Genomic DNA, 25025 nt, shown 5'->3' with positions numbered 1-25025 from the left:
GCGTTGCCCACCCCGGACGGGAAAGGCCTAGGCCCCCATGAGCCTGCACGGACTGCTCGACGCCGTCGTCAAGGACGCGGCCCTCACCGAAGCGGTGAAGGCCGCAGGCGACGGCAACCGCATGCACATCGACCTGGTGGGCCCGCCCGCGTCCCGCCCCTTCACGGTGGCCGCGCTCGCACGCGAGGCGAAGCGGCCCGTGCTCGCCGTCACCGCGACCGGCCGGGAGGCCGAGGACCTCGCGGCGGCGCTGCGCTCGCTGCTGCCCGCCGACGGCATCGTGGAGTACCCGTCCTGGGAGACGCTGCCGCACGAGCGCCTCTCCCCGCGCTCCGACACGGTCGGCCGCCGCCTCGCCGTGCTGCGCCGCCTGCGCCACCCGCGCGCCGACGACCCGGAGACCGGCCCGGTCTCGGTGGTCGTCGCCCCGATCCGCTCGGTGCTCCAGCCGCAGGTCAAGGGCCTCGGCGACCTGGAGCCGGTGGCGCTGCGCACCGGCGAGTCCGCGGATCTGAACGAGACGGTGGAAGCGCTCGCCGCGGCCGCCTACGCCCGCGTCGAGCTCGTCGAGAAGCGCGGCGAGTTCGCCGTGCGCGGCGGCATCCTCGACGTCTTCCCGCCGACCGAGGAACACCCGCTGCGCGTCGAGTTCTGGGGCGACGACGTCGAGGAGATCCGCTACTTCAAGGTCGCCGACCAGCGCTCCCTGGAGGTCGCCGAGCACGGCCTGTGGGCGCCGCCCTGCCGCGAGCTGCTGCTCACCGACGACGTGCGCGCCAGAGCGGCCGAGCTGGCGGAGCAACACCCCGAGCTGGGCGAACTGCTCGGCAAGATCGCCGAGGGCATCGCGGTCGAGGGCATGGAGTCGCTGGCCCCCGTCCTCGTCGACGACATGGAGCTGCTGCTCGACGTGCTCCCGGCCGGGGCCATGGCGGTCGTCTGCGACCCCGAGCGGGTGCGCACCCGCTCGGCCGACCTGGTGGCGACGTCGCAGGAGTTCCTCCAGGCGTCCTGGGCGGCGTCCGCGACCGGCGGCGAGGCCCCCATCGACGTGGGCGCGGCCTCGCTGCGCTCCATCGCCGACGTCCGGGAGCGGGCCCGCGAGCTGGGCATGATGTGGTGGTCGGTGTCGCCGTTCGCCGCCGACGCCTCCGGGCTCGACGCGGACACGCTCCAGCTCGGCATGCACGCCCCCGAGACGTACCGGGGCGACACGGCCCGCGCCCTGGCCGACACCAAGGGCTGGCTCGCCGACGGCTGGCGCGCGGTCTACGCCACCGAGGGGCACGGCCCGGCCTCCCGCACCGTCGAGGTGCTGGGCGGCGAGGGCATCGCCGCCCGCCTGGAGAAGGATCTGGGCGAACTGGTGCCCTCGGTCGTCCAGGTGGCCTGCGGCAGCCTCGAATTCGGCTTCGTGCACCCGGAGTTGAAGGTCGCCGTCCTCACCGAGACGGACCTCACCGGCCAGAAGACGGCCGGCAAGGACGGCCAGCGGATGCCCGCGCGGCGTCGCAAGACCATCGACCCGCTCACCCTCGAGTCCGGCGACTACATCGTGCACGAGCAGCACGGTGTCGGCCGCTACATCGAGATGGTGCAGCGCACGGTCCAGGGCGCGACCCGCGAGTACCTCGTCGTCGAGTACGCGCCCGCCAAGCGCGGCCAGCCCGGCGACCGGCTGTACATCCCGACCGACCAGCTGGAGCAGATCACCAAGTACGTCGGCGGCGAGGCCCCGACGCTGCACCGGCTCGGCGGCGCCGACTGGACGAAGACGAAGGCGCGCGCGAAGAAGGCGGTCAAGGAGATCGCCGCCGACCTGATCAAGCTGTACAGCGCGCGCATGGCGGCGCCGGGCCACGCCTTCGGCGCGGACACGCCCTGGCAGCGGGAGCTGGAGGACGCGTTCCCGTACGCGGAGACGCCCGACCAGCTGACCACGATCGCCGAGGTCAAGGACGACATGGAGAAGACGGTCCCGATGGACCGGCTGATCTGCGGCGACGTCGGCTACGGCAAGACGGAGATCGCCGTCCGCGCGGCCTTCAAGGCGGTCCAGGACGGCAAGCAGGTCGCGGTCCTCGTGCCCACGACCCTCCTCGTCCAGCAGCACTTCGGCACGTTCTCCGAGCGCTACTCCCAATTCCCGGTCAGCGTGAAGGCGTTGAGCCGTTTCCAGACGGAGACGGAGTCCAAGGCGACGCTCGAAGGGCTGCGCGACGGTTCGGTCGACATCGTCATCGGCACGCACCGCCTGTTCTCCTCCGAGACCAAGTTCAAGGACCTGGGCCTGGTCATCGTCGACGAGGAGCAGCGGTTCGGCGTCGAGCACAAGGAGCAGCTGAAGAAGCTCCGGGCCAACGTGGACGTGCTGACGATGTCCGCGACCCCCATCCCCCGTACGCTCGAAATGGCCGTCACCGGCATCCGCGAGATGTCGACGATCACGACGCCGCCCGAGGAGCGCCACCCGGTCCTCACCTTCGTCGGCCCGTACGAGGAGAAGCAGATCGGCGCGGCCGTCCGCCGCGAGCTGCTGCGCGAGGGCCAGGTCTTCTACATCCACAACCGCGTCGAGTCCATCGACCGCGCGGCCGCCCGGCTGCGCGAGATCGTGCCCGAGGCGCGCATCGCGACCGCCCACGGCCAGATGTCCGAACAGGCCCTGGAGCAGGTGGTCGTGGACTTCTGGGAGAAGAAGTTCGACGTCCTCGTCTCCACGACGATCGTCGAGTCCGGCATCGACATCTCGAACGCGAACACGCTCATCGTCGAGCGCGGCGACAACTTCGGCCTGTCCCAGCTGCATCAGCTGCGCGGCCGGGTGGGCCGTGGCCGCGACCGCGGTTACGCGTACTTCCTGTACCCGCCGGAGAAGCCGCTGACGGAGACCGCCCACGAGCGCCTCGCGACCATCGCGCAGCACACGGAGATGGGCGCCGGCATGTACGTCGCGATGAAGGACCTGGAGATCCGCGGCGCCGGAAACCTGCTCGGCGGCGAGCAGTCGGGCCACATCGCGGGCGTCGGCTTCGACCTGTACGTGCGCATGGTCGGCGAGGCCGTCGCGGACTACCGGGCCTCGCTGGACGGCGGTGTGGAGGAGGAGCCGCCGCTGGAGGTCAAGATCGAGCTGCCGGTCGACGCGCACGTCCCGCACGACTACGCGCCGGGCGAGCGGCTGCGCCTCCAGGCCTACCGCTCCATCGCCTCCGCGAACTCCGAGGAGGACGTCACCCACGTCCGCGAGGAACTCACCGACCGCTACGGCAAGCTGCCCGAGCCGGTCGAGAACCTGCTGCTCGTCGCGGGCCTGCGCATGCTGTCCCGTGCGTGCGGGGTGGGGGAGATCGTCCTCCAGGGCAACAACATCCGCTTCGCGCCGGTGGAGCTGCGGGAGTCGCAGGAGCTGCGCCTGAAGCGCCTCTACCCCGGCACGGTCATCAAGCCGGCCACCCACCAGATCCTCGTCCCCCGCCCGAAGACGGCCAAGGTCGGCGGCAAGCCGTTGGTCGGCCGCCAACTGCTCGCCTGGGTGGGCGAGTTCCTGACGACGATCCTGGGGTCGTGACGCCGCGCGTCCCATCCGTCGGCCGGACATCCGCGCGCCCGGGGCACCCCCGCATCCCCCGGGCGACGCGGGGCATTCGATACCGTGAACCGGCGTAACCGGTACGACGGGTAACAGAAGTGAACATGTGGGAGGGGTGTCGTGATGCGAGGCGCGGGGCGGGGTGTGGTGGCCGTCGTGCTGGCCGCCGTGGCGGTCACCGGCTGCAAGGCCGAGCTGGACGCGGGCGGGGACGGGACCGAGAGCGGGAAGCCGGGAGCCGGGGCGCAGGGCAAGGCGGGCAGTGCGCTGGCCGCCGTCGACGAGCTCACCGTCAAGGGGCGGGCGCCCAAGACCGGTTACTCGCGGGAACGATTCGGCACCGCCTGGGCCGACACCGACTCCAACAAGTGCGACACCCGTGACGACATCCTCAAGCGGGACCTGAAGGACGTCCGGTTCAGCGACGGCACGTGCAGGGTCGCGGGCGGCACGCTCTCCCCCGACCCCTACGGCGGCAAGGACATCACCTTCACCCGCGGCGCCAGCAAGGTCGACATCGACCACCTGGTCGCGCTCTCCGACGCCTGGCAGAAGGGCGCCTTCCAGTGGGACCCGAGCAAGCGCATCGCGCTCGCCAACGACCCGCTGAACCTGCTCGCCGTCGACGCGAGCCCCAACCGCAGCAAGGGCGACGGCGACACCGCGACCTGGCTGCCGCCCAACAAGGGCTACCGGTGCAGCTATGTCGCCGGGCAGGTCGCCGTGAAGAAGAAGTACGGGCTGTGGGTGACCGGCGCCGAGCGCGACGCCATGAAAAAGGTGTTGACCGGGTGCCCGGACCAGAAGCTACCGTCGGGCGGCAATCCCACCGAGGCACCCGCGCGCTTCCACGCCCGCTGAGCCGTTCCCGAAAGACGTACGACATGAGCGCCGAGCCGGACCTGACCCTCACGACGCTCGCCGAGCGGCCCGGACTGCGCGAGGCGATGTGGACGATGGAGGACACCTGGCCGGTGTTCGTGCAGCACGATGCGGTCGGCTGGTCCTTCATGGGCCGGATCGCCGTCGACTTCCCCGAGTACGTCGTCGTCGCCACGGACGAGGCCGGTGACGTGGTCGCCAAGGGTGTCAGCGTGCCGTTCGCGCAGCACGTCGAGGGGCGCGGGGGAGTGCTGCCGGACCGCGGCTGGGACCGGATGGTCCAGTGGGCGTTCTCGGACCTGCGGCGCGGAGTCGAGGCAGACACCGTCAGCGCCGTCGAGATCACCATCGTGCCGCGCATGCTGGGCCGCGGCCTGTCCGGACGGATGCTCGCGGCGATGCGGGAGAACGCGCGCTCGCGCGGCTTCGCCGAGGTCGTCGCGCCGGTGCGGCCCAGCGCCAAGCACCGGGAGCCCGCGGCCCTGATGAGCGAGTACGCGTACCGGACGCGGGAGCCGGACGGGCTGCCGGAGGACCCCTGGCTGCGGGTGCACGTCCGCGCGGGCGGTGTCATCGACAAGGTGGCGCCCGCCTCGATGACCGTGTCGGGTTCGCTGGACGAGTGGCGGCGGTGGACCGGGCTGCCCTTCGACACCGCGGGGCCCGTCGAGGTGCCCGGTGCGCTGGTCCCGGTGCACTGCGCGCCGGAGCGCGACAACGCCGTCTACGTCGAGCCGAACGTGTGGGTGCGGCACGCGCTCTGAGCGCGTGCCGCACCGCGGGCCCGACCCCCCTCGGGCCGTCCTGAGGGTTACAGCTTCAGGTCCCACTGCGTGCCGTCGTACTCGAAGCTCGGCGTGACCTCGACCGTCAGGTTCCTGGCGTCCGCCGGGGCGTCGAAGGCGTAGACGACCGTGGCCTTCTTGCCGGGCAGGATCGTGCCGTTGAAGCCCGCGCCGACCTTGTCGTCGAAGATCGCCTCGGCGGTCACGCCCTCCTTGCCGGCGCGGGCGTCCGCGGTCAGCAGCGTCGCGTCGAACTTCGCCTTGCTGTCGTTGGTGACCGTGACGGTGACCTTGTACGCCTTGTTGCCCTTGGTGTGGCCCACGGCGTACTCGTTCGGGTTGAACGTCACCGCGTTCGACACCGCCACCGTCAGATCGTCGTCGTAGATCACGGAGTCGCCCGCGTCGAGCGTCTTGCCCGCGGCCGGCTTCTCGTCCTTGTCCTTCGCGTCGCCCTTGGCGTCGCCCGCGCCGGCCTTGTCGTCGGCCTTGGTGTCCTTGGCCTTCGTGTCCGACACCGACTTGTTGATCTCGTCGACCGCGTCGCCGACGGCCTTGAACGTCGTGTACGCGCCGAAGACCGCGAGGCCCATGGCGACCAGGCCGAGGATCGCGCCGGTCAGCGCCACGCCCTTGTTCGTGGCCTCGCCCCGCTTCGCCCGGCCGCTGCCCGTCAGCCCCAGGATCAGGGCGATCACGCCGAGGATGCCGGCCAGCCAGAACAGGAAGGGGATCACCCCGGACAGGGCGCCGATGATGCCCAGGATCAGCGCCGCCGTCCCCAGCCCGTTCCGCGCGGCCTGCTGGGGCTGGTGCGGCGGCTGCTGGAACGGCGGGTACTGCGGGTGCTGCTGGGGCTGGGTCTGAGACATGACTGTTCCTCCGTGATGAGAGACGCCAACCTCCCCCCGGCTTTCCGTGTATCCGGCGGTTGGCTGGGTCAAGAACACCATCATCTGTGAACCGAGTCAACCGCGTACACAAGAATCGCGTTGTGAACAGTTGTGAATGCGGCTCTTAGGTGAAGCTCGGTAGGGTCGGGTGTACACGCCATGCCACGAGGGGAGCCGAAGCGGTGCAGGACAACGCGACAGAGGTGACGGCCGCCGGAATCGCCCGGCTCGCCGGGGTCGGCCGGGCCGCGGTCTCCAACTGGCGGCGACGGCACGCCGACTTCCCCAAGCCCGTGGGCGGCACCGACACCAGCCCCTCCTTCGCGCTCACCGAGGTCGAGGAGTGGCTGCGCGAGCAGGGCAAGCTGGCCGAGGTGCCGCTGCGCGAGCGCGTCTGGCAGCAGCTCGCCGGACACCCGGCGGGCCCGGTCACCGGCCTGCTGCACGCCGGAAGCGCCCTGCTGCTCGTCCACGACCGGCCCACCGAATGGCTCGCCCTGAGCGCCACGGCGGACGACCACGCCCTCGCCGAGCGGCTGCCCGCCGCCCTCGAAGGCGTCCTCACCCCCCGCTTCGGGCCGCCCGCCGGGCGCGCCCTCACCACCCCGGCCTCCGCCGCCCTCGTCCCGTCCGTGCCGCTGCTGCGCGGCGCCGCCGAACTCGCCGCCGACATCGGCGCCCGCCGCGCCTTCGGCTTCCTGCTCGGCCGCCACCTGGACGCGAACCCGCGCCAGTACACGCTGACCCCGCCGGGACCCGCCGCCCTGATGGCCGCCCTCGCCGGCCCCGCCGCCACCGCCCTCGACCCGGCCTGCGGCACCGGCGCCCTGCTGCACGCCGTGCGCACCCACGGCGTCCGCACCGAACAGCGCCTCTACGGCCAGGACTCGGCGCCCGAACTGGCCGCGCTGACCGCCCTGCGCCTCGCCCTCGACGGGCCCGCCGGGGAGGGCGGGGGCCCCACCGTGCGCACCGCCGCCGCCGACACCCTGCTCGCCGACGCGCTCGGCGACGTGAGCGCCGACGTGGTGCTCGCCCACCCGCCGTTCAACGAGCGCGGCTGGGGCCACGACGAACTGGCCTACGACCCGCGCTGGGAGTACGGCTTCCCGGCCCGCACGGAGTCCGAACTGGCCTGGGTGCAGCACGCGCTGGCCCGCCTCAGGGACGGCGGCACCGCCGTCCTGCTGATGCCGCCCACCGTCGCCTCCCGCCGCTCGGGCCGCCGCATCCGCGCCGACCTGCTGCGCCGCGGCGCCCTGCGCGCCGTGATCGCGCTGCCCGCGGGCGCGGTCCCGCCGAACAACATCCCGCTGCACCTGTGGGTCCTGCGCCGGCCCGCCGGATCGTCGGGGCCCGCGCCCGAACTGCTCCTCGTCGACACCACCTCGCTGGCCGCCCCCGGCGACGTACGGGAGAAGCAGGCGTGGACCGCCGTGCAGGACGCCGTGCTCGACGCCTGGCACACCTTCGACCGCGCCGGAACGCTGAAGGAGCGCCCCGGAGTGGCCCGTTCGGTGCCGGTCATCGAACTCCTCGACGACGAGGTCGACCTCGCGCCCGCCCGCAGGCTGCCCCCGCCGGCCGCGGGCGGGGGCGGCGCCGCCGAGCTGACCGCCGTGCGCGAGGACCTCGCCGGCACCCTGCGCCTGACCACGAAGCTCACCCCGGCGTCCGCCGTCCCCGCCGCCGAACCGGCCCGCTGGCCGCTGACCACGATCGGCGAACTCGCGCGCGCGGGCGCCCTGTTCATGCGCACCCCGGCCGCGTCGGGCGCCGACTCCCGCTCCGGCGGCCCCGCGCGCACGGCGGTCCCGGTCCTCACCGACCACGACGTGCTCACCGGCGCCGCCCCCTCCGGCACCTTCACCGGGGACGACGAGCCGTTCCTGCTGCGCGCCGGGGACGTCGTCGTGCCCGTCGTCGGCGGCGGCGCCACCGCGCGCGTCGTCGACGAGGCCACCGCGGGCGCCGCCCTCGGCCGCGGCCTCGCCCTGCTGCGCCCCGACCCGGCCGCGCTCGACCCCTGGTTCCTCGCCGGGTTCCTGCGCTCCACCGCCAACAACCGGCAGGCCAGCAGCTACGCCTCCACCGCGACCCGGCTCGACGTGCGCCGGCTGCAGCTGCCCCGCCTTCCCCTGCCCGAACAGGCGGGATACGGCGAGCGGTTCAGGGCGCTGGCCGCCTTCGAGGACGCGCTGCGGCTCGCCTCCCGGCTCGGCGGACAGCTCGTCCAGGGCCTCCACGACGGTCTGACGGACGGCACGCTCGCGCCGGAGTGAGGGCCGCCGGGTGAGCAGGTCCACAACGGTTCGGTACAACCCTGGGCCGGTTGTCGCAGTCGGCCTATACGCTCGATGGAGCAAGCCGTTCGAACACCAGCCACAACCAGCAGGAGCACCCATGCACGGCCACGGCTACGCGCCTCCGCCCAGACCCCCCTCGTCCGGAGGGCAGGCGGGCCTGCGCGTGCTCTTCGTGGCCATCGCCGTGCTGTCGTGCGGCTTCCTCGCGTTCGTGCCGGCGCTCCGGCTCGCCGTGACCACGCGCAGGAAGACCGACTGGAGCGTCTTCGCCGGTGTCGCCGCGGTGCAGTTCATCTGCTGGGTGGGCGTGATCAGCGACCCGGGCGCCGACGAGTTCACCACCTGGTGGGGCAACGCCGCGATGGGGCTCATGTTCGTGAACCTCATCGTGTCGGTCTCGTACTACCTGGTCTGCGACATCCGCTTCGTCCGCACCCACCCGCTGCCCATGGGTCCGGCTCCGTACGGCATGCAGCCGCCGCCCGTGTACGGCTACCCGCAGCCCCAGCCCCAGCCCCAGCCGCAGCACCAGCCGCACCAGCCGCAGCACCAGCCGCACCAGCCGCATCAGCCGCAGCCCCAGCAGTACTCGCAGCCGCCCGCCGCGCCGCCGATGCACGGGATGACCACGCAGACGGGCGGCGCCACGCCCACCCCGATGCCCAACCCCGCCCCCGCGCCCCAGCCGAACGGCCAGGGCCAGCCCCCGCAGCGCATCGACCAGGTCCGCGCCGAGCTGGACGAGCTGAGCGACTACCTGCGCAAGCAGGACGGCGGTCGGTGACACCTTTGCCACCTCTGTCCGGTCTCCCCACCACCGGCGGCCACCGCATCGCGGGCCGCTACGAACTGTCCTCGCTCATCGGCCAGGGCGGCATGGGCCAGGTCTGGACGGCGTACGACCAGCGCCTGGACCGCCGTGTCGCGGTGAAGCTGGTGCGCCCCGACCGGGTCGCGGGCGCCGAGGCCGAGGAGCTGCGCCGCCGCTTCCTGCGCGAGTGCCGCATCACCGCCCAGGTCGACCACCCCGGCCTGGTCACCGTGCACGACGCGGGCACCGAGGACACCGAGGGCGGCACGTCGTTCCTGTACCTCGTCATGCAGTACGTCGACGGCTCCGACCTCGCCGACCACCTCGCCGAGCACGACCCCTACCCGTGGCCGTGGGCGGTCTCGGTCGCCGCGCAGCTGTGCGCCGTGCTGTCGGCCGTGCACGCGGTGCCGATCGTCCACCGCGACCTCAAGCCGCGCAACGTGATGGTGAAGAAGGACGGCACCGTCACCGTCCTCGACCTCGGCGTCGCCTCCGTCCTCGACACCGACACCACCCGCCTCACCCACACCGGCTCGCCCATCGGCACCCCCGCCTACATGGCGCCCGAGCAGGCGATGGGCGGCGCGGTCGGCCCGTACACCGACCTGTACGCGCTCGGGGTGCTGCTCCACGAACTCCTCAGCGGCGACGTCCCGTTCGCCGGAACCACCGCCCTCGGCATCCTGCACCGCCATCTGTACGAGGCCCCGGTCCCGGTCCGCCAGCTGCGCCCGGAGGTCCCCGAGGCGCTGGAGCAGCTGGTCCTGCGGCTGCTCGCGAAGGACCCGCAGCACCGGCCGGCGTCCGCCCAGCAGACGTACGAGGAGTTGCTGCCGCTGCTGCCCGCGCGGGGCGTGCCCACCGGCCGTCCGCTCGACCCCACCCGCCCGTTCCTGCGCCCGCACGCCCCCTGGCCCGACCGGGCCGTGACGCCCGCGCCGCAGCCCGCGGGCTCCGACGTCCAGGGCGACCGGCCCGACGTGGCCCGCGCCGTCGACGAGGTCAAGCGCCTCCTCGGCGAGGGCCGCATCACCCAGGCCGTCGACATCCTCGGCGCGATCCTGCCCGCCGCGGCCGCCCAGCACGGCGAGCACTCGCCCGTCGTGCGCACCCTGCGCAAGCAGTACGCGGCGACCCTCATGGACGACGGCCAGTACCGCCGCGCCCTGCCCGAGCTGCGCCGCCTCGCCGACGAGCGCGCCGCCGAGGCGGGCCACGCCGACCCGCAGTCCCTCCAGTTCCGCTACGAGGTCGCCCAGTGCCTCGAAGCCCTCGGCGAACCGGCCGCGGCGCTCGCCGAGTACCGCTCCCTGCTGCCGTACTACGAGAACCAGTACGCGACCACCGACCTGCGCCTCGCCCTCGAAGTGCGGCGCCGCATCGGCCAGTTGCTGCTCGCCGTCGGCGACCGGGGCGCCGCCCAGGAGACCCTGGTCCGGCTGCTGCACGACGCGGAGCGGATGCACGGCCCGGCCCACCCGTTCCCCTCCGAGGTCCGCCGCACCCTGCAATGGCTGGGACAGGTCAGGGGCTGACGCTTCCCGGCCCTCCTTTTGCGTGCCCTTGGCACACCGCCTGTCATGATCTCCTCGGCGCACCGAGCGCCGGGGGAATCACGTTCGACAGGGGTGGGGACCATCATGTCCAAGGCCGGGAGCCACAGACTCTCCAAGCGCAACCGCTACATCGCCTGGAGCGCGGCGGGAGCCGTCGTCGTGGCGGGCGGCGCCTTCGCCGCGACCACCGCGTCCGCGGCCACCACCTGGCCCGCGCAGAAGACCTTCACCGGCCGCGCCTTCGACACCTGCACCGCGCCGTCCGCCGCCGCGATGAAGGCCTGGAACACCGGGTTCTACGGCGCGGCCGCCGTCTACGTGGGCGGCAAGAACCGCGGCTGCGCCCAGCCCAAGCTCACCGCGTCCTGGGTCAAGACGGTCAGCGCGCAGGGCTGGAAGCTGATCCCGCTTTACGTGGGCGCCCAGCCGCCGTGCCAGACCGGCACCCGCAACGAGAAGATGACCACGTCCAACGCGGCCACGCTCGGCACCGCCGACGGCAAGGACGCCGTGGCGAAGACGGCCGCGCTCGGCATGAAGGCGGGCAGCGCGATCTACCTGGACATGGAGCCGTACGACACCGCGAACAGCTCCTGCAACAAGGCCGTCCTGAACTACGTCCGCGCCTTCGACAAGGTGCTGCGCGGCAAGATCTACCGGGCCGGCTACTACGGCTTCTCCAGCTCCAGCGCCGCCGCGGTCGCCACCGCCACCGACCGCACCGACCTGCCGGGCAACCTCTGGTACGCCAAGTGGGACAAGGTGAACACCACCACGTCCGACTGGCCGTGGGCGAAGTCTCTGTACACGAACCACAGCCGCGCTCACCAGTACATGGTCAACAGCAAGGAGAAGCGCGGAAGTTACACCATCACGGTGGACCGCAACGCCTGGGACGCGCCGGTCGCCATCGTCGGCTGAGCCATCGGGGTGGGCGGGGCGGGGGCGATACCTCATCTCCCGACGAATCGTTGTCGAATAGGTGGCCGAGCCCGCGGTCACCTCCTAACATCGATCACCGCCGGACTTTGTGCACCGACGCACAAACTCGCCGCAGGGAGGCCACCTTGCACCGCCGCCGCACCGCGCTCGTCCTGTCCACCGCCGCCATCGCCGCGCTCCCCGCCCTCACCGCCTGCGGGAGCGAGGCGCATCCCGGAGCCGCGGCCGTCGTCGGCGGCCAGCGCATCACCGTCTCCCAGCTGGAGAGCCGGGTGAGCGAGGTGCGCAGGGCGCAGCAGGACGCCACCGCCGACAGCGCGCAGTACGAGCAGGCCGTCGCCAAGTCCGGCGGCCTCACCCGCAACACCCTGCACACCATGGTCCTGGACCGGGTGCTGCACCGCGCCGCCACCGACGCCGGCGTCTCCGTCTCCCGCAAGGAGATGCAGGAGATGCGCGCGGGCCTGGAGCAACAGGCGGGCGGCGCGAAGCAGTTGGAGGCCGCCTGGCTCCAGCAGTACAACGTCGCGCCCAAGCGGCTCACCGAGTCGCTGCGCACCGAGATCGAGGCGCAGAAGCTGGCGACGTCGCTCGGCGTCGACACCCAGACGCCCACGGGCCAGGCCGCCTTCTGGAAGGCGCTCTCCCAGGCCTCCAAGGAACTGAACATCGACCTCAACCCCCGCTACGGCAGCTGGGGCGTCACCAAGGCCGGCACCGTCGGCCGGGTCGACGCCAAGACCCCCTGGCTGACGCAGGTCACCCAGGAGGCTCCGGCGGACCAGCAGCAGACGGCCTAGCGCAGACGCTGTCGGCGGCCTGCGTTACGTTCGAGGCGTGAACGACGACATCACTTCCGACGCCGGCCGCGTCGTCCTGCTCACCACCAGCCACCGGGTCGCCCCCGGGCTGCTGTCCTGGCAGGCCTGGCAGATCCTGCACGCCGCCGACTCCGTGCTCTGCGCCGACCCCGAGCACCCGCAGCTGCCCTACCTGAAGGAGGCGGGCGTCGAGGTCACCCTCGGGACGCCCGCCGCCCGCGACCTCGTCGAGCGCTGCGCCGACGGCGGCCGCACCGTCGTCGTGCTGACCACGGCCGAGGGCGACCGCCGCCTCACCGACGGCCTGGCGACGCTGGCCGGCTCCGGCCGCGTCGCGATGCCGTCCCTCGAACTCCTCCCCGGCTCCTACGACCTGCCGGGTGCCCGCCTCCTCGACCTCGTCCAGGTCATGGACCGCATCCGCCGGGAGTGCCCCTGGTCGGCGCTGCGCACCCACGAGGACCTGGCGAAGTACGTCATCGAGGAGGCGTACGAGCTGGTCGAGGCGATCGAGGCCGGTGACCGGGAGGAGCTGCGGGAGGAGCTGGGCGACGTCCTGCTCCAGGTCGTCTTCCACGCCCGGATCGCCGAGGAGGACACCGAGGAGCCGTTCTCCGTCGACGACGTCGCGGGCGGCATCGTCGACAAGCTCGTCCACCGCCATCCCCATGTCTTCGGCGACGAGAGCGCGGCCACACCGGAGGAGGTCCGGGAGATCTGGCTGCGCAAGAAGGCCGAGTCGAAGCGGCGCGACTCGGTGACGGACGGCGTGCCGGTCGGCCAGCCGGGCCTGGCCCTCGCGGCGAAGCTCGGCTCGCGCGTGCGCACGGCGGGCCTGGACGTCCCGGTCCCGGACGGCGAGGACGTCGGCGCCGAACTGCTGGCCCTGGCGCTGCGCGCCGAGGCGTCCGGCGTCGACCCGGAAGCGGCGCTCAGGGCGGCGGCCCGCGCCTACCGGGACGCGGTGCGCGCCGCCGAGGGGCTGTGACCCGGCGACCGGTCAGCGCGGGGTGAACTCCACGGGCAGCGTCCGCAGCCCCCGCATGATGAGCCCGCCGCGCCAGCGCAGCTCGGCGGGGTCCTCGGCGAGGCGCAGATCCGGCAGCCGGGTCAGCAGCGTCGCCAGCGCCGTGTGCCCCTCCAGGCGGGCGAGCGGGGCGCCGATGCAGTAGTGGATGCCGTGCCCGTACCCCAGGTGCTTGTTGTCGCCGCGGGCCAGGTCGAGGGTGTCGGGGCGGTCGAACCGGGCGGGGTCCCGGTCGGCGGCGGCGAGCACCACGAGCACCGGGTCGCCCTCGCCGACCGCGACCCCACCGATCTCCAGGGCCTCGGTCGCGTACCGCCAGGTCGCCATCTCCACGGGCCCGTCGAACCGCAGCAGCTCCTCCACGCCCGTCTCCAGCAGACCGTGCTCGCCGCGGGCGAGGGCGGACTGGAGCACGGCCCGCTGCTCGGGGTGGCGCAGCAGGGCGTGGGTGCCGTTGCCGATCAGGTTGATGGTCGTCTCGAACCCCGCGAAGAGCAGCACGAAACACATGGCCACCACTTCGTCCTCGGTGAGGTGCTCGCCGTGGTCGGAGGCGCGGATGAGGCCGGAGATCAGGTCGTCGCCGTCGCCGAGCCGCTTGCGGTGGATGAGGTCGGCGAGATACCGGCGGATCTTCTTCACGGCGCGGGCGACCCCGCCGCGCGGCCCCTTGCCGTGGCGGATCATCATGCCCGCCCAGTCCCGCAGGTCGTCCTGGTCCTCGCGCGGGACGCCGAGCAGGTCGCAGATCGCGTAGATGGGGAGCGGGAAGGCGAACTCGTGGATGAGGTCGGCGCTGCCGCGCGCCGCGAAGCCGTCGATGAGGCCGTCCGTCAGTTCCTGCACGCGCGGCGCGAATTCGGCGACGCGGCGCGGGGTGAACGCCTTGGAGACCAGCCGCCGCAGCCGGGTGTGGTCCGGCGGGTCGATGTTCAGCAGATGGGTCATCAGGCCCGCGCTGCGCTCGCCGGGGATGCCGGTCTTGCTCTTGCCCTGCGCGTCGTCCGCGTGGTGCACCGGGTTCTTGGACAGCCGCTGGTCCGCGAGCGCCTGCCGCGCGTCCGCGTAGCGGGTCACGAGCCAGGCCTCGACGCCGCTGGGCAGCGTGGTGCGGTGCACGGGGGAGTGCTCGCGCAGCCAGGCGTAGGCGGGATACGGATCGGTGGCGAACTCCCAGGTGAAGAGTTCGGGGGCGGGCGCGGTGTTCACATCCCGACCGTACCCGGGGGCGGATGGCGCACGGGCGACGCGTGTGACCGGTGCCACTCGGGGCCGGTGGGGCAGCGCCGTGGGGTGGTTTGTCGTGATCTTGAAATGCCGCGAACTGGACCCATTCGCCGCACAGTTCGCGACCCCTCACAGGTGGTTGAAAACTGACGTTGTGTCAAATCTGTGATGGTGACGTGATCTGCGCTGCATCGACTTGTGACAAGCGTTCGAGTCCCGCTACGTTCACCAGTCATCGCGACACACGCACAACAGGCACCACACGTCCACCCTGTCGCGTGCAGCAGTATCAGTCTCGCGAAAGGCAACCGCATGCTCTCCGGGAACGGCCGACACCGTCGCCCCCGCCAGGCCCCTGCTCTCGTCGTCGCCGCCGGAGTCACCGGCAGCGCCATCGCGATCCCGCTGCTCGGCGCGACGGGCGCGAGTGCGGCGACCGCCACCACGTGGGACAACGTCGCCGCGTGCGAGAGCGGCGGGCAGTGGAGCCTGGACTCGGGCGACGGCTACTACGGCGGCCTGCAGTTCTCGCAGGAGGTCTGGGAGCAGTACGGCGGGCTCGACTACGCCCCGCGGGCCGACCAGGCCAGCCGCTCGCAGCAGATAGCCGTCGCCGAGAAGGTCCTCGACGACAAGGGGCCGGGCGCCTGGCCGGGCTGCTCGACGACGGCGGGGCTCGTCCAGGGCGACGGCTCGGCGGACGTCGACCCGGGTGCCAGTGCCTCCCCGCAGCCGTCGGACACGGCCGGCTCGTCGGACAAGGGCGCGGACGCCGACACGGACTCCGACTCCGGCGACGACTCGGGTTCGGACTCGGACTCGGGAGAGAAGAGTCACGACGAGTCCGGCACATCGGACAAGTCGTCGGCCGACGCCTCGGACGAAGCGACGGCCGAGGCGTCCGACGGACCGTCAGCCGACAGCTCCGCCGATACCTCGGGTAACGGCAAGGAGGGCGGGGTGAGCGGCGACGCGACGACCCCGTCCGCCACGGAGTCGGGCTCCCCGTCCGTCGCCGACTCGGCGTCCTCCGGCGAGGATTCGGCCCGTGGCCGCCACCGGGGCGACCGCGCCGACGACGACGGCGCCGACTCCCGTACGGGGGACGGCCGGCACGCCTCCCGGGCCGACCAGCGTGACGGCGAGGCCTATGTGGTCCGCTCGGGTGACAACCTCTGGGACATCGCCGACGCCCATGACGTGCAAGGCGGGTGGGCCGCGCTCTACGACGCGAACAAGAAGACGGTCGGCACCGACCCCGACCTCATCCTTCCTGGTCAGAGTCTGGATCTTGGGCTCGAATCGGTCGAAAAGTAGCGGGAGTTACGGGGTCTTTGAGGCTTGTATGTCCACTTTTGTTCGAGTGAGACATGAGTCTCAAAGACCCTGATCGTCTTTGAAATCGGACGGATCGACTGCTTACGGTCGTGACCGCTCGCCACAGCGGGCCCCGCCGGACGTCACGCCGAATCCTGCCAACGTCCGTACGGGAACAGTCGACGCGTCAGCGCCGTAGGCAGGAGCGGGGGACCCAGGTAAGCCGCCGTCGAGGGAGACCGAGACGGCTTGGGGTTAAGTCGCGCACAAGGATGCGCGGCCGGGCACTCACTGGCCCGAACCCGACAGCTCACCTCGTAGGCGTCGGTGAGGGGATCTCTCCATGCTGCTTTCCAGCAAGGGCAAGCACCGCCGCCCGTCCAAGGCAGTCCGTGTCGCCACCCTCGCGGGTGTCGCCGGTGCCGCCGTCGCCGTCCCGCTGATGGGCGCCACCTCCGCCTCCGCCGCCTCCACCTCCGAGTGGGACCAGGTCGCGCAGTGCGAGTCCGGTGGCAACTGGTCGATCAACACGGGCAACGGCTACTCCGGTGGCCTCCAGTTCTCGCCGTCCACCTGGGCGGCCTACGGCGGCACGCAGTACGCGTCCTCCGCCGCCGGTGCCTCCAAGGCCCAGCAGATCTCGGTCGCCGAGAAGGTCCTCGCCTCGCAGGGCAAGGGCGCCTGGCCGAGCTGCGGTGTGGGCCTCTCCGGCGCCTCCACGGGCAACTCCGCCCCGGCCGCCGAGCAGGACACCCAGCAGTCGCAGCCGCAGCAGAGCCGGCCGCAGCAGCAGGAGCAGAAGTCGACCGAGCAGCACACCGACTCGTCGGCCGCCTCCCGCTCGCAGTCCCGTGACACCGTCACCACCCCGACCGGCCAGAAGGTCGAGAAGGGCGACGGCGAGTACAAGGTGAAGACCGGCGACACCCTGAGCAAGATCGCCGACGCCCACGGCACGAACTGGCAGAAGGTGTTCAAGCTCAACAAGGACATCGTCAAGGACGCCGACCTGATCTTCCCGGGCCAGCAGCTCCACCTGAAGTAAGCAGCACCCCGCGGGAGCGCCACGGGCCCGGCATCGGCGGACGCCGAGCCCCCGCCGCACCCCCGTCCCCACCCCCAGTGGGCCGCTCACCTGAGCAGCCCCCGCCCCATGCAGTGGGCGGGGGCTGCTGTCTTTGTTCCATTAAGAAACATTTCGCTCCGGGCTTTGTCCACGAGCCGGGCGGTCGGCTGGCCGATGCCCCGGAGCCGGTTAGGCTCAGTGGGTCGGGACCGAACCATCCGGCCCCGCACAGTCCGCGTCACATCCCAGAAGGAGATGCTCGTGCCGTCCATCGACGTCGTCGTAGCCCGGGAAATCCTGGACTCCCGAGGCAACCCCACGGTCGAGGTCGAGGTCGGCCTCGACGACGGCAGCACGGGTCGTGCTGCTGTTCCGTCCGGCGCCTCCACCGGAGCCTTCGAGGCCATCGAACTCCGCGACGGTGACCCCAACCGTTACCTCGGCAAGGGCGTCGAGAAGGCCGTCCTCGCCGTCATCGAGCAGATCGGCCCGGAGCTCGTCGGCTACGACGCCACCGAGCAGCGCCTGATCGACCAGGCGATGTTCGACCTGGACGCCACGGACAACAAGGGCTCGCTCGGCGCCAACGCCATCCTCGGCGTCTCGCTCGCCGTCGCGCACGCCGCCTCCGAGGCCAGCGACCTGCCGCTGTTCCGCTACCTCGGCGGTCCGAACGCGCACCTGCTGCCCGTCCCGATGATGAACATCCTCAACGGTGGGTCGCACGCCGACTCCAACGTCGACATCCAGGAGTTCATGATCGCCCCGATCGGCGCGGAGTCCTTCTCCGAGGCCCTTCGCTGGGGCGCCGAGGTCTACCACACCCTCAAGAAGGTGCTGAAGACCAAGGGCCTGTCCACCGGCCTCGGCGACGAGGGCGGCTTCGCCCCGAACCTGGAGTCGAACCGCGCCGCGCTCGACCTCATCCTCGAGGCGATCAAGGAGGCCGGCTACATCCCCGGCCAGCAGATCGCGCTCGCGCTGGACGTCGCCGCCTCCGAGTTCTACAAGGACGGCAAGTACCAGTTCGAGGGCAAGGAGCGCTCCGCCGCCGAGATGACGGAGTACTACGAGGAGCTCGTCTCCGCGTACCCGCTCGTCTCCATCGAGGACCCGCTGTACGAGGACGACTGGGCCGGCTGGCACGTCATCACCGAGAAGCTGGGCGACAAGGTCCAGCTCGTCGGCGACGACCTCTTCGTCACCAACCCGGAGCGCCTGGCCCGCGGCATCGAGGAGAACTCGGCCAACGCCCTCCTGGTGAAGGTCAACCAGATCGGCTCGCTGACCGAGACCCTGGACGCCGTCGAGCTCGCCCAGCGCAACGGCTTCAAGTGCATGATGTCGCACCGCTCGGGCGAGACCGAGGACGTGACGATCGCGGACCTCGCCGTCGCCACGAACTGCGGCCAGATCAAGACCGGCGCCCCGGCCCGCTCCGAGCGCGTCGCCAAGTACAACCAGCTCCTGCGCATCGAGGAGATCCTGGACGACGCGGCCGTCTACGCCGGCCGCAGCGCCTTCCCCCGGTTCAAGGGCTGACCAGCCCCGACGGCCGCTTGAGGCAGTAGTTCCGTACGTCCCCGCACTCGGTCCCGTACCGTGTGCGGGGACGTACGCACGTAGGAACACAGCCAGGCAGACGGACGGGGAGGCGGAGAAGCCATGCCGGGAAAGCTCCGAGACAGGGGCCGTGACGACTCGGCCCGTTTCTCCACGGCGACCCGCCTGCGCCTGCTCGGCGAACAGACCGCCGAGCGGGTCTACCGCTCGCAGACCAAGCGCCAGGCGCGCCGCTCCCGGCTCACCGGCCGCGCGGCACTGCTCGCCCTGGTCGTCTGCACCCTCGTCGTCGCGCTCGCCTATCCCATAAGGCAGTACGTCTCCCAGCGCGGCGAGATCGCGGACCTCCAGCGCCAGCAGCAGCAGGCCAAGGAGCGGGTCGACCGGCTCCGCGACGAGAAGGCCCGCTGGCAGGACGACGCGTATGCCGAGCAGCGGATCCGGGAGCGCCTGCACATGGTGATGCCGGGCGAGACCGGCTACGTCGTGCCCGACGCGCGGGCCACCTCCTCCGGGCGCCCGGACCAGAGCCCCGCCGAGCGCGCCTGGTACTCGAACGTCTGGGACGGCGTCGACAAGGCCGACCAGGCAGCAGCCAACTGACACACGAAAGACACTCGAGAACAGTCATGGACACGCCCCCGCCCCAGACCGAGCGCACCGAGCCCACGGACGCCGACATCCACGCGTTCAAGGAGCAGCTCGGCCGTCCGCCGCGCGGCCTGCGGGCCATCGCGCACCGCTGCCCGTGCGGCAACCCGGACGTGGTCGAGACGGCCCCGCGCCTGGAGGACGGCACCCCGTTCCCGACGACGTACTACCTGACGTGCCCCCGCGCGGCCTCCGCCATCGGCACGCTGGAGGCCAACGGCGTCATGAAGGAGATGACGGAGCGGCTGGGGACCGACCCGGAGCTGGCGCGCCAGTACCGCGCCGCCCACGAGGACTACCTCGCGCGCCGTGACGCCATCGAGGTCCTGGAGGGCTTCCCCAGCGCGGGCGGCATGCCGGACCGCGTGAAGTGCCTGCACGTCCTGGTCGGCCACTCCCTCGCGGCGGGCCCGGGCGTCAACCCGCTCGGCGACGAGGCGATCGCCATGCTGCCCGAGTGGTGGAAGAAGGGTCCGTGCGTGAGCGCCTGCGCCGTGGAGGAGAGCGAATGACCCGGGTCGCCGCCATCGACTGCGGTACGAACTCGATCCGGCTCCTCGTCGCGGACGCGAATCCGGAAACGGGCGAGCTGGTCGACCTGGACCGCCGGATGACCATCGTCCGGCTCGGCCAGGGCGTCGACCGGACGGGCCGGCTCGCCCCCGAGGCGCTGGAGCGCACCTTCGCCGCCTGCCGCGAGTACGCCGCCGTGATCAAGGAACTCGGCGCCGAGAAGGTCCGCTTCGTCGCGACGTCGGCGTCCCGCGACGCCGAGAACCGCGACGAGTTCGTCCAGGGCGTCCTGGACATCGTGGGCGTCGAGCCCGAGGTGATCACGGGCGACCAGGAGGCCCAGTTCTCCTTCACGGGCGCGACGAGGGAACTGACCGGCCGCGCCGACCTGGACACGCCGTTCCTGGTGGTCGACATCGGCGGCGGGTCCACGGAGTTCGTCGTCGGCGGGGACGGTGTCGACAGCGCCCTCTCCGTCGACATCGGCTGCGTCCGCATGACCGAGCGTCACCTGGTGGGCGAGGACGGGCAGATCACCGACCCGCCCGCCGCCGCGCAGATCGAGGCGATCCGCGAGGACATCGTCGCGGCCCTCGACAAGGTCACCCAGGTCGTCCCGCTCCGCTCCGCCCGCACCCTGGTCGGCCTGGCCGGCTCGGTGACGACGGTGGCGGCCCTCGCCCTCGGCCTGGACGCGTACGACTCCACGGCGATCCACCACTCCCGGATCCCGTACGAGAAGGTCGCCGAGCTGACCGACTGGCTGCTGGCCTCGACCCACGACCAGCGCGCCCTGAAGCCGGTCATCCACCCCGGCCGGGTCGACGTGATCGCCTCCGGCGCGCTGGTGCTGCGGCTGATCATGGAGTGGACCGGCGCGCGGGAGGTCGTGGTCAGCGAGCACGACATCCTCGACGGGATCGCCTGGTCCGTGGCCTGACCCCGGCCCTCGCGGCGCGGCGCCCTTGTAGGGTGCCGCGCATGGGGGAGACGACGGCGCGGTACGGCGCCTATCGGACCGATCCGCTGTGGGCCGTGGCAGGGATCTGTCTCAGCGCCCTGGTGGTCTGCTCGGGGCTCGCGCTCTTCGGGATGATGGAGTTCGACGAGCGGTGCATGCAGGGGCTCATCAAGGGCTCGGGCGCCCTCGGCGACGTGCGGCAGCAGGCGTTCCCGCCCGCGACCGTCTGCGAGTTCGCCGGCGGGGACGTCACGTCCATCGGGGGACGGTGGCCGCTCGCCGCGCTGCTGTGGCTGGCCATGGCGGGGTTCGTGGGGTGTCTGCTGGTGGCGCTGGTCGCCGAGTGCTTCGAACCGGCCCCGGGCCGCGATCACGTGATGCCGATGTCCAGAGCGGCCAAGCTGACCCGCACCGGTACGGCGTTCTTCGTGACCGGCGCGGTCTTCGCCGGGTTCTACGCGCTGGTGGGATGGCGGCTCCTGGCCGGCCCCTCGTCGGCGTGCGCGGCCGGGGCGGACTGGGGCTCCAGCCCGCCGGAGACCCTCGATCCGGGCTTCCTCCCGCCCCAGGCGACCTGCCGCTACACCAGTGGCATCACGAAGCAGCTGAACCCCGACTGGATGGCGTCCCTCGCCGTCGAACTGGCCGTCCCCGCGGTGCTCGCGGGCGTCGGATTCGCCCTCGCGTGGTGGCGGTGGCGGCAGGAGCGCAGGGCCGCCGACGCCCCACTTCTGAGCACGCCGCACGGCGTCTGAGCACCCCTGGAGGGGCCCGCGACACCCCCCGGCGACACTCCGTCGGGAAAGTTCGTGAAGTTCTTCACAAGGAATTCGGCCCTGTTGGACGCCGTTACGGGCCCTTGGGTCCGTCCGGGGCCCGCGAAGGGCTCTGGCGGAGGTGTCCGGCGGGGTTCCACAGGTGTTACGCGCGGATGAAATCCGGGAGTGGTCCAGTACCGCCGAATGCCCACTGTCGCTGCTCAAGAGGGGTGTGCAACGACTGGCGAGGCCGCGCGGTTCCCCCGGCGGACCATGACATGGGTCACGTGGGCGGCGAAGTGTAGCAGAGGGGTGGTCGAACCTTGTGAAGGGGCGCACGAGCACCCCCCTCCACTCGGGTGGATACTCGATGGCATGAGCACCACGGAGCGTCCCAGGATCCTCATTGTCGGGGGTGGGTACGTAGGCCTGTACGCAGCGCGTCGCATCCTCAAGAAGATGCGTTACGCGGAAGCGACCGTCACGGTCGTGGACCCGCGCTCGTACATGACGTACCAGCCCTTCCTCCCCGAGACCGCCGCCGGCAGCATCTCGCCGCGCAACGTCGTCGTCCCGCTGCGACGCGCTGTGCCGGGAGCCGAGATTCTCACCGGCCGCGTCACCACCATCGACCAGGACCGCAAGGTCGCCACGGTCGCCCCGCTCGTCGGCGAGGCGTACGAGGTGCCCTTCGACTACCTGGTGATCGCGCTCGGCGCGGTCTCCCGCACCTTCCCGACGCCGGGCCTCGCCGAGGTCGGCATCGGCATGAAGGGCGTCGAGGAGGCCATCGGCCTGCGCAACCACGTCCTCGAGCAGCTCGACAAGGCCGAGTCGACCACGGACGAGGAGATCCGCCGCAAGGCGCTCACCTTCGTCTTCGTCGGCGGTGGCTTCGCGGGCGCCGAGACCATCGGTGAGGTCGAGGACCTGGCGCGCGACGCGGCCAAGTTCTACAAGAACGTGAAGCGCGAGGACATGCGCTTCGTGCTCGTCGACGCCGCCGACAAGGTGCTGCCGGAGGTCGGCCCGGACCTGGGCACGTACGGCCGCAAGCACCTGGAGTCGCGCGGTATCGAGGTCTACCTGAAGACGACGATGCCGTCCTGCGTCGACGGTCACGTGGTGCTCAGCAACGGCCTCGAGGTCGACGCCAACACCATCGTGTGGACCGCCGGTGTGAAGCCGAACCCGGCGCTCGCCCGCTTCGGTCTCCCGCTCGGCCCGCGCGGCCACGTGGACACCGCCGCCACCCTCCAGGTGCAGGGCACCGACTACATCTGGGCCGCGGGCGACAACGCCCAGGTCCCGGACCTCGTCGGCCGCGCCGCGGGCAACGAGAACGCCTGGTGCCCGCCGAACGCGCAGCACGCCATGCGCCAGGCCAAGGTCCTCGCGGACAACGTGGTCTCGGGCATGCGGGGCTTCCCGCAGGGCGAGTACAAGCACGCCAACAAGGGTGCGGTCGCCGGTCTGGGCCTGCACAAGGGCGTGGCGATGATCGTCATGGGCAAGATGAAGATCAAGCTCAAGGGCCGTCTCGCCTGGTACATGCACCGTGGCTACCACGGGCTCGCCATGCCGACGTACAACCGCAAGGTCCGTGTGATCGCCGAGTGGACGATCAACATGTTCCAGAAGCGCGACATCACCGCGCTCGGCGCCCTGGAGACTCCGCGCGAGGAGTTCTACGAGGCCGCCAAGCCGGCGCCCAAGCCCGCCGCGGCCGAGGCGCCCAAGGCCGAGGAGAAGGCCGAGGCCAAGGCCTCCTAGCCGCACGCCGTACCAGCCCGAAGGGGCCGCCTGCCATCCGTGGTGCAGGCGGTCCCTTCGGCGTTGCCGGACGGGCGCAACCGGACAAATTACATGGTGGCTACATGTATTTTGCCCTTCCGTAACCCGGTAACGGGACTGCGGAAGCGGTCGGTCGGTGTTTACCTCTTGTTGGACCGGACCGCTTTTTCGGGGCGCTCCGGTATCTCCGACGACACGGAGGTGTGCGCCATGCAGGACGCCGCACAGCGGCTGAAGAATCTCGCCGAGCAGTTGCTCGGCACCGAACTCCCCGTGCGCCTTCGCGCCTGGGACGGCTCGGAGGCCGGGCCCCCGGACGCACCCGTCCTCGTCGTACGCCACCGGCGCGCCCTGCGCCGCCTGCTGTGGAAGCCGGGCGAACTGGGCCTGGCCCGCGCCTGGGTGGCCGGCGACCTGGACGTCGAGGGTGATCTGTACGAGGCGCTGGACGTGATGGCGGGCCTCATCTGGGAGCACGACGACGATGCCCCGGGCAGGAGCCTCGCCGAGGCGCTCAAGGACCCGGGTGTCCGGGCCGGGGTGCGCGAGCTGGTGAAGCTGGCGGGCCCGTACCCGCCGCCCGCGCCGCCCGCCGAGGAGATGCGCCGCAAGGGCCGTCTCCACCTGCACACCAAGGGCAGCGACAAGCAGGCCATCAGCCACCACTACGACGTCGGCAACGACTTCTACGAGCTGGTCCTCGGCCCGTCCATGGTCTACTCCTGCGCCTACTGGGAGTCGCCCGACGCGACGCTCGAATCCGCCCAGCGCGACAAGCTGGAACTGATCTCCCGCAAGCTGGACCTGAAGCCCGGCATGCGCCTGCTCGACGTGGGCTGCGGCTGGGGCTCCATGGCCATCCACGCGGCCCGCGAGCACGGGGTGAGCGTCGTCGGCGTCACTCTCTCGCAGGAACAGGCCGCGTTCGCCCGCAAGCGCGTCGCCGACGAGGGGCTGACCGACCGGATCGAGATCCGCGTCCAGGACTACCGCGACGTGCGCGACGGCCCCTACGACGCGATCTCCTCCATCGGCATGGCCGAACACGTCGGCTCCGACCGGTACCTGGAGTACGCGCACGATCTGTACGCCCTCCTGGCCCCCGGCGGGCGGCTGCTCAACCACCAGATCGCGCGCCGCCCGCAGCGCGACGAGTCGGCGTACGAGGTCGACGAGTTCATCGACGCGTACGTCTTCCCCGACGGGGAGCTGGCGCCCGTCGGCACCACGGCCGGACTCCTGGAGCGGGCCGGGTTCGAGGTGCGCGACATCGAGGCGATCCGGGAGCACTACGCCCTCACCCTGCGCCAGTGGGTGCGGAACCTGGAGGCCCGCTGGGCCGAGGCGCTGAAGCTGGTCAGCCCCGGCCGGGCCAGGATCTGGCGGCTGTACATGGCCGCGTCGGCCCTGAGCTTCGAGCGCAACAAGATCGGCGTCAACCAGATCCTCGCGGTGAGGACCACGCCGGGCGGGGCGTCCGGGATGCCGCTGCGGGCCCGCACCTGGAACTAGGCCCTGGTACGTCCCGCACGCGCTTGCACGTGTCCGTACGCCGAG

At 71.8% G+C, this 25025-nt stretch carries 20 protein-coding genes and 1 riboswitch; of the genes, 18 read left to right on the top strand and 2 right to left on the bottom strand.

Annotated features, from left to right (window positions below):
- Positions 1-37: 37 nt before the first annotated feature.
- From mfd to ABZ930_RS18105, 3 genes are all read left to right on the top strand, one after another.
- Entirely contained in the window at positions 38-3571 is a 3534-nt protein-coding gene (mfd, locus tag ABZ930_RS18115; protein WP_361548778.1) for a transcription-repair coupling factor, read from the top strand.
- A gap of 144 nt (positions 3572-3715) precedes the next feature.
- The gene (locus ABZ930_RS18110) at positions 3716-4453 is read left to right on the top strand and encodes an HNH endonuclease family protein (RefSeq protein ID WP_361548776.1); all 738 of its coding nucleotides are present in this window, start codon (positions 3716-3718) and stop codon (positions 4451-4453) included.
- A gap of 23 nt (positions 4454-4476) precedes the next feature.
- Entirely contained in the window at positions 4477-5238 is a 762-nt protein-coding gene (locus tag ABZ930_RS18105; protein WP_361548774.1) for an N-acetyltransferase, read from the top strand.
- A gap of 47 nt (positions 5239-5285) precedes the next feature.
- On the opposite strand, the gene ABZ930_RS18100 is transcribed toward ABZ930_RS18105, so the two are convergent.
- Positions 5286-6131 (bottom strand): DUF4190 domain-containing protein, encoded by an 846-nt coding sequence (locus tag ABZ930_RS18100; RefSeq protein WP_361548772.1) that lies wholly within the window; start codon positions 6129-6131, stop codon positions 5286-5288.
- A gap of 203 nt (positions 6132-6334) precedes the next feature.
- On the opposite strand from ABZ930_RS18100, the gene ABZ930_RS18095 reads away from it, so the two are divergent.
- The 6 genes from ABZ930_RS18095 to ABZ930_RS18070 all read left to right on the top strand — a co-directional run bounded on the left by ABZ930_RS18095 (position 6335) and on the right by ABZ930_RS18070 (position 13579).
- Positions 6335-8434, top strand: a complete 2100-nt coding sequence (locus ABZ930_RS18095; protein ID WP_361548770.1) for an N-6 DNA methylase — start codon at positions 6335-6337, stop codon at positions 8432-8434.
- 121 nt (positions 8435-8555) lie between these two features.
- Positions 8556-9242: a hypothetical protein gene (locus tag ABZ930_RS18090; protein WP_361548769.1), complete on the top strand. Its 687-nt coding sequence runs from the start codon at positions 8556-8558 to the stop codon at positions 9240-9242.
- Positions 9243-9247: 5 nt separating this feature from the next.
- Positions 9248-10807 (top strand): serine/threonine-protein kinase, encoded by a 1560-nt coding sequence (locus ABZ930_RS18085; protein WP_361548807.1) that lies wholly within the window; start codon positions 9248-9250, stop codon positions 10805-10807.
- A gap of 105 nt (positions 10808-10912) precedes the next feature.
- Positions 10913-11749: a glycoside hydrolase domain-containing protein gene (locus ABZ930_RS18080; RefSeq protein ID WP_361548767.1), complete on the top strand. Its 837-nt coding sequence runs from the start codon at positions 10913-10915 to the stop codon at positions 11747-11749.
- 146 nt (positions 11750-11895) lie between these two features.
- Positions 11896-12570: a SurA N-terminal domain-containing protein gene (locus ABZ930_RS18075; protein WP_361548765.1), complete on the top strand. Its 675-nt coding sequence runs from the start codon at positions 11896-11898 to the stop codon at positions 12568-12570.
- A gap of 37 nt (positions 12571-12607) precedes the next feature.
- Positions 12608-13579 (top strand): nucleoside triphosphate pyrophosphohydrolase, encoded by a 972-nt coding sequence (locus ABZ930_RS18070; RefSeq protein ID WP_361548763.1) that lies wholly within the window; start codon positions 12608-12610, stop codon positions 13577-13579.
- A 12-nt stretch (positions 13580-13591) separates the two neighbouring features.
- Here ABZ930_RS18070 and ABZ930_RS18065 read toward each other — a convergent pair whose 3' ends face one another.
- Positions 13592-14827: a cytochrome P450 gene (locus ABZ930_RS18065; RefSeq protein ID WP_361548761.1), complete on the bottom strand. Its 1236-nt coding sequence runs from the start codon at positions 14825-14827 to the stop codon at positions 13592-13594.
- A gap of 330 nt (positions 14828-15157) precedes the next feature.
- On the opposite strand from ABZ930_RS18065, the gene ABZ930_RS18060 reads away from it, so the two are divergent.
- From ABZ930_RS18060 to ABZ930_RS18020, 9 genes are all read left to right on the top strand, one after another.
- Entirely contained in the window at positions 15158-16162 is a 1005-nt protein-coding gene (locus ABZ930_RS18060; RefSeq protein WP_361548760.1) for a transglycosylase family protein, read from the top strand.
- Positions 16163-16343: 181 nt separating this feature from the next.
- Positions 16344-16501: riboswitch (cyclic di-AMP (ydaO/yuaA leader) on the top strand.
- Positions 16502-16505: 4 nt separating this feature from the next.
- Positions 16506-17207 carry a transglycosylase family protein gene (locus ABZ930_RS18055; RefSeq protein ID WP_361548758.1) on the top strand — a complete coding sequence of 234 codons (702 nt, stop codon included), beginning with the start codon at positions 16506-16508 and terminating at the stop codon, positions 17205-17207.
- Between the two features lie 276 nt (positions 17208-17483).
- Complete coding sequence (gene eno, locus ABZ930_RS18050) at positions 17484-18770, top strand: phosphopyruvate hydratase (protein WP_207827959.1); 1287 nt, start codon at positions 17484-17486, stop codon at positions 18768-18770.
- A 123-nt stretch (positions 18771-18893) separates the two neighbouring features.
- Complete coding sequence (locus ABZ930_RS18045; RefSeq protein WP_361548756.1) at positions 18894-19394, top strand: septum formation initiator family protein; 501 nt, start codon at positions 18894-18896, stop codon at positions 19392-19394.
- Between the two features lie 26 nt (positions 19395-19420).
- Complete coding sequence (locus ABZ930_RS18040) at positions 19421-19954, top strand: DUF501 domain-containing protein (protein ID WP_361548754.1); 534 nt, start codon at positions 19421-19423, stop codon at positions 19952-19954.
- A complete protein-coding gene (locus ABZ930_RS18035; RefSeq protein WP_361548752.1) occupies positions 19951-20895 on the top strand; it encodes a Ppx/GppA phosphatase family protein in 945 nt (314 codons plus the stop codon). Before ABZ930_RS18040 ends, ABZ930_RS18035 begins: the two co-directional genes overlap by 4 nt.
- Positions 20896-20936: 41 nt before the next feature.
- On the top strand, positions 20937-21671 hold the full coding sequence (locus ABZ930_RS18030; RefSeq protein WP_361548750.1) for a hypothetical protein: 735 nt from the start codon (positions 20937-20939) through the stop codon (positions 21669-21671).
- 378 nt (positions 21672-22049) lie between these two features.
- Complete coding sequence (locus ABZ930_RS18025; RefSeq protein ID WP_361548748.1) at positions 22050-23447, top strand: NAD(P)/FAD-dependent oxidoreductase; 1398 nt, start codon at positions 22050-22052, stop codon at positions 23445-23447.
- Between the two features lie 231 nt (positions 23448-23678).
- Positions 23679-24980, top strand: coding sequence for a cyclopropane-fatty-acyl-phospholipid synthase family protein (locus tag ABZ930_RS18020; protein ID WP_361548746.1), 1302 nt, complete (start codon positions 23679-23681; stop codon positions 24978-24980).
- Positions 24981-25025: the final 45 nt, after the last annotated feature.

The organism is Streptomyces sp. NPDC046716 (genome assembly GCF_040645755.1).
Lineage (GTDB): Bacteria > Actinomycetota > Actinomycetes > Streptomycetales > Streptomycetaceae > Streptomyces.
The sequence above is the reverse complement of the archived record's forward strand: the minus strand, read 5'-3'. Positions and strand labels throughout refer to the sequence as shown.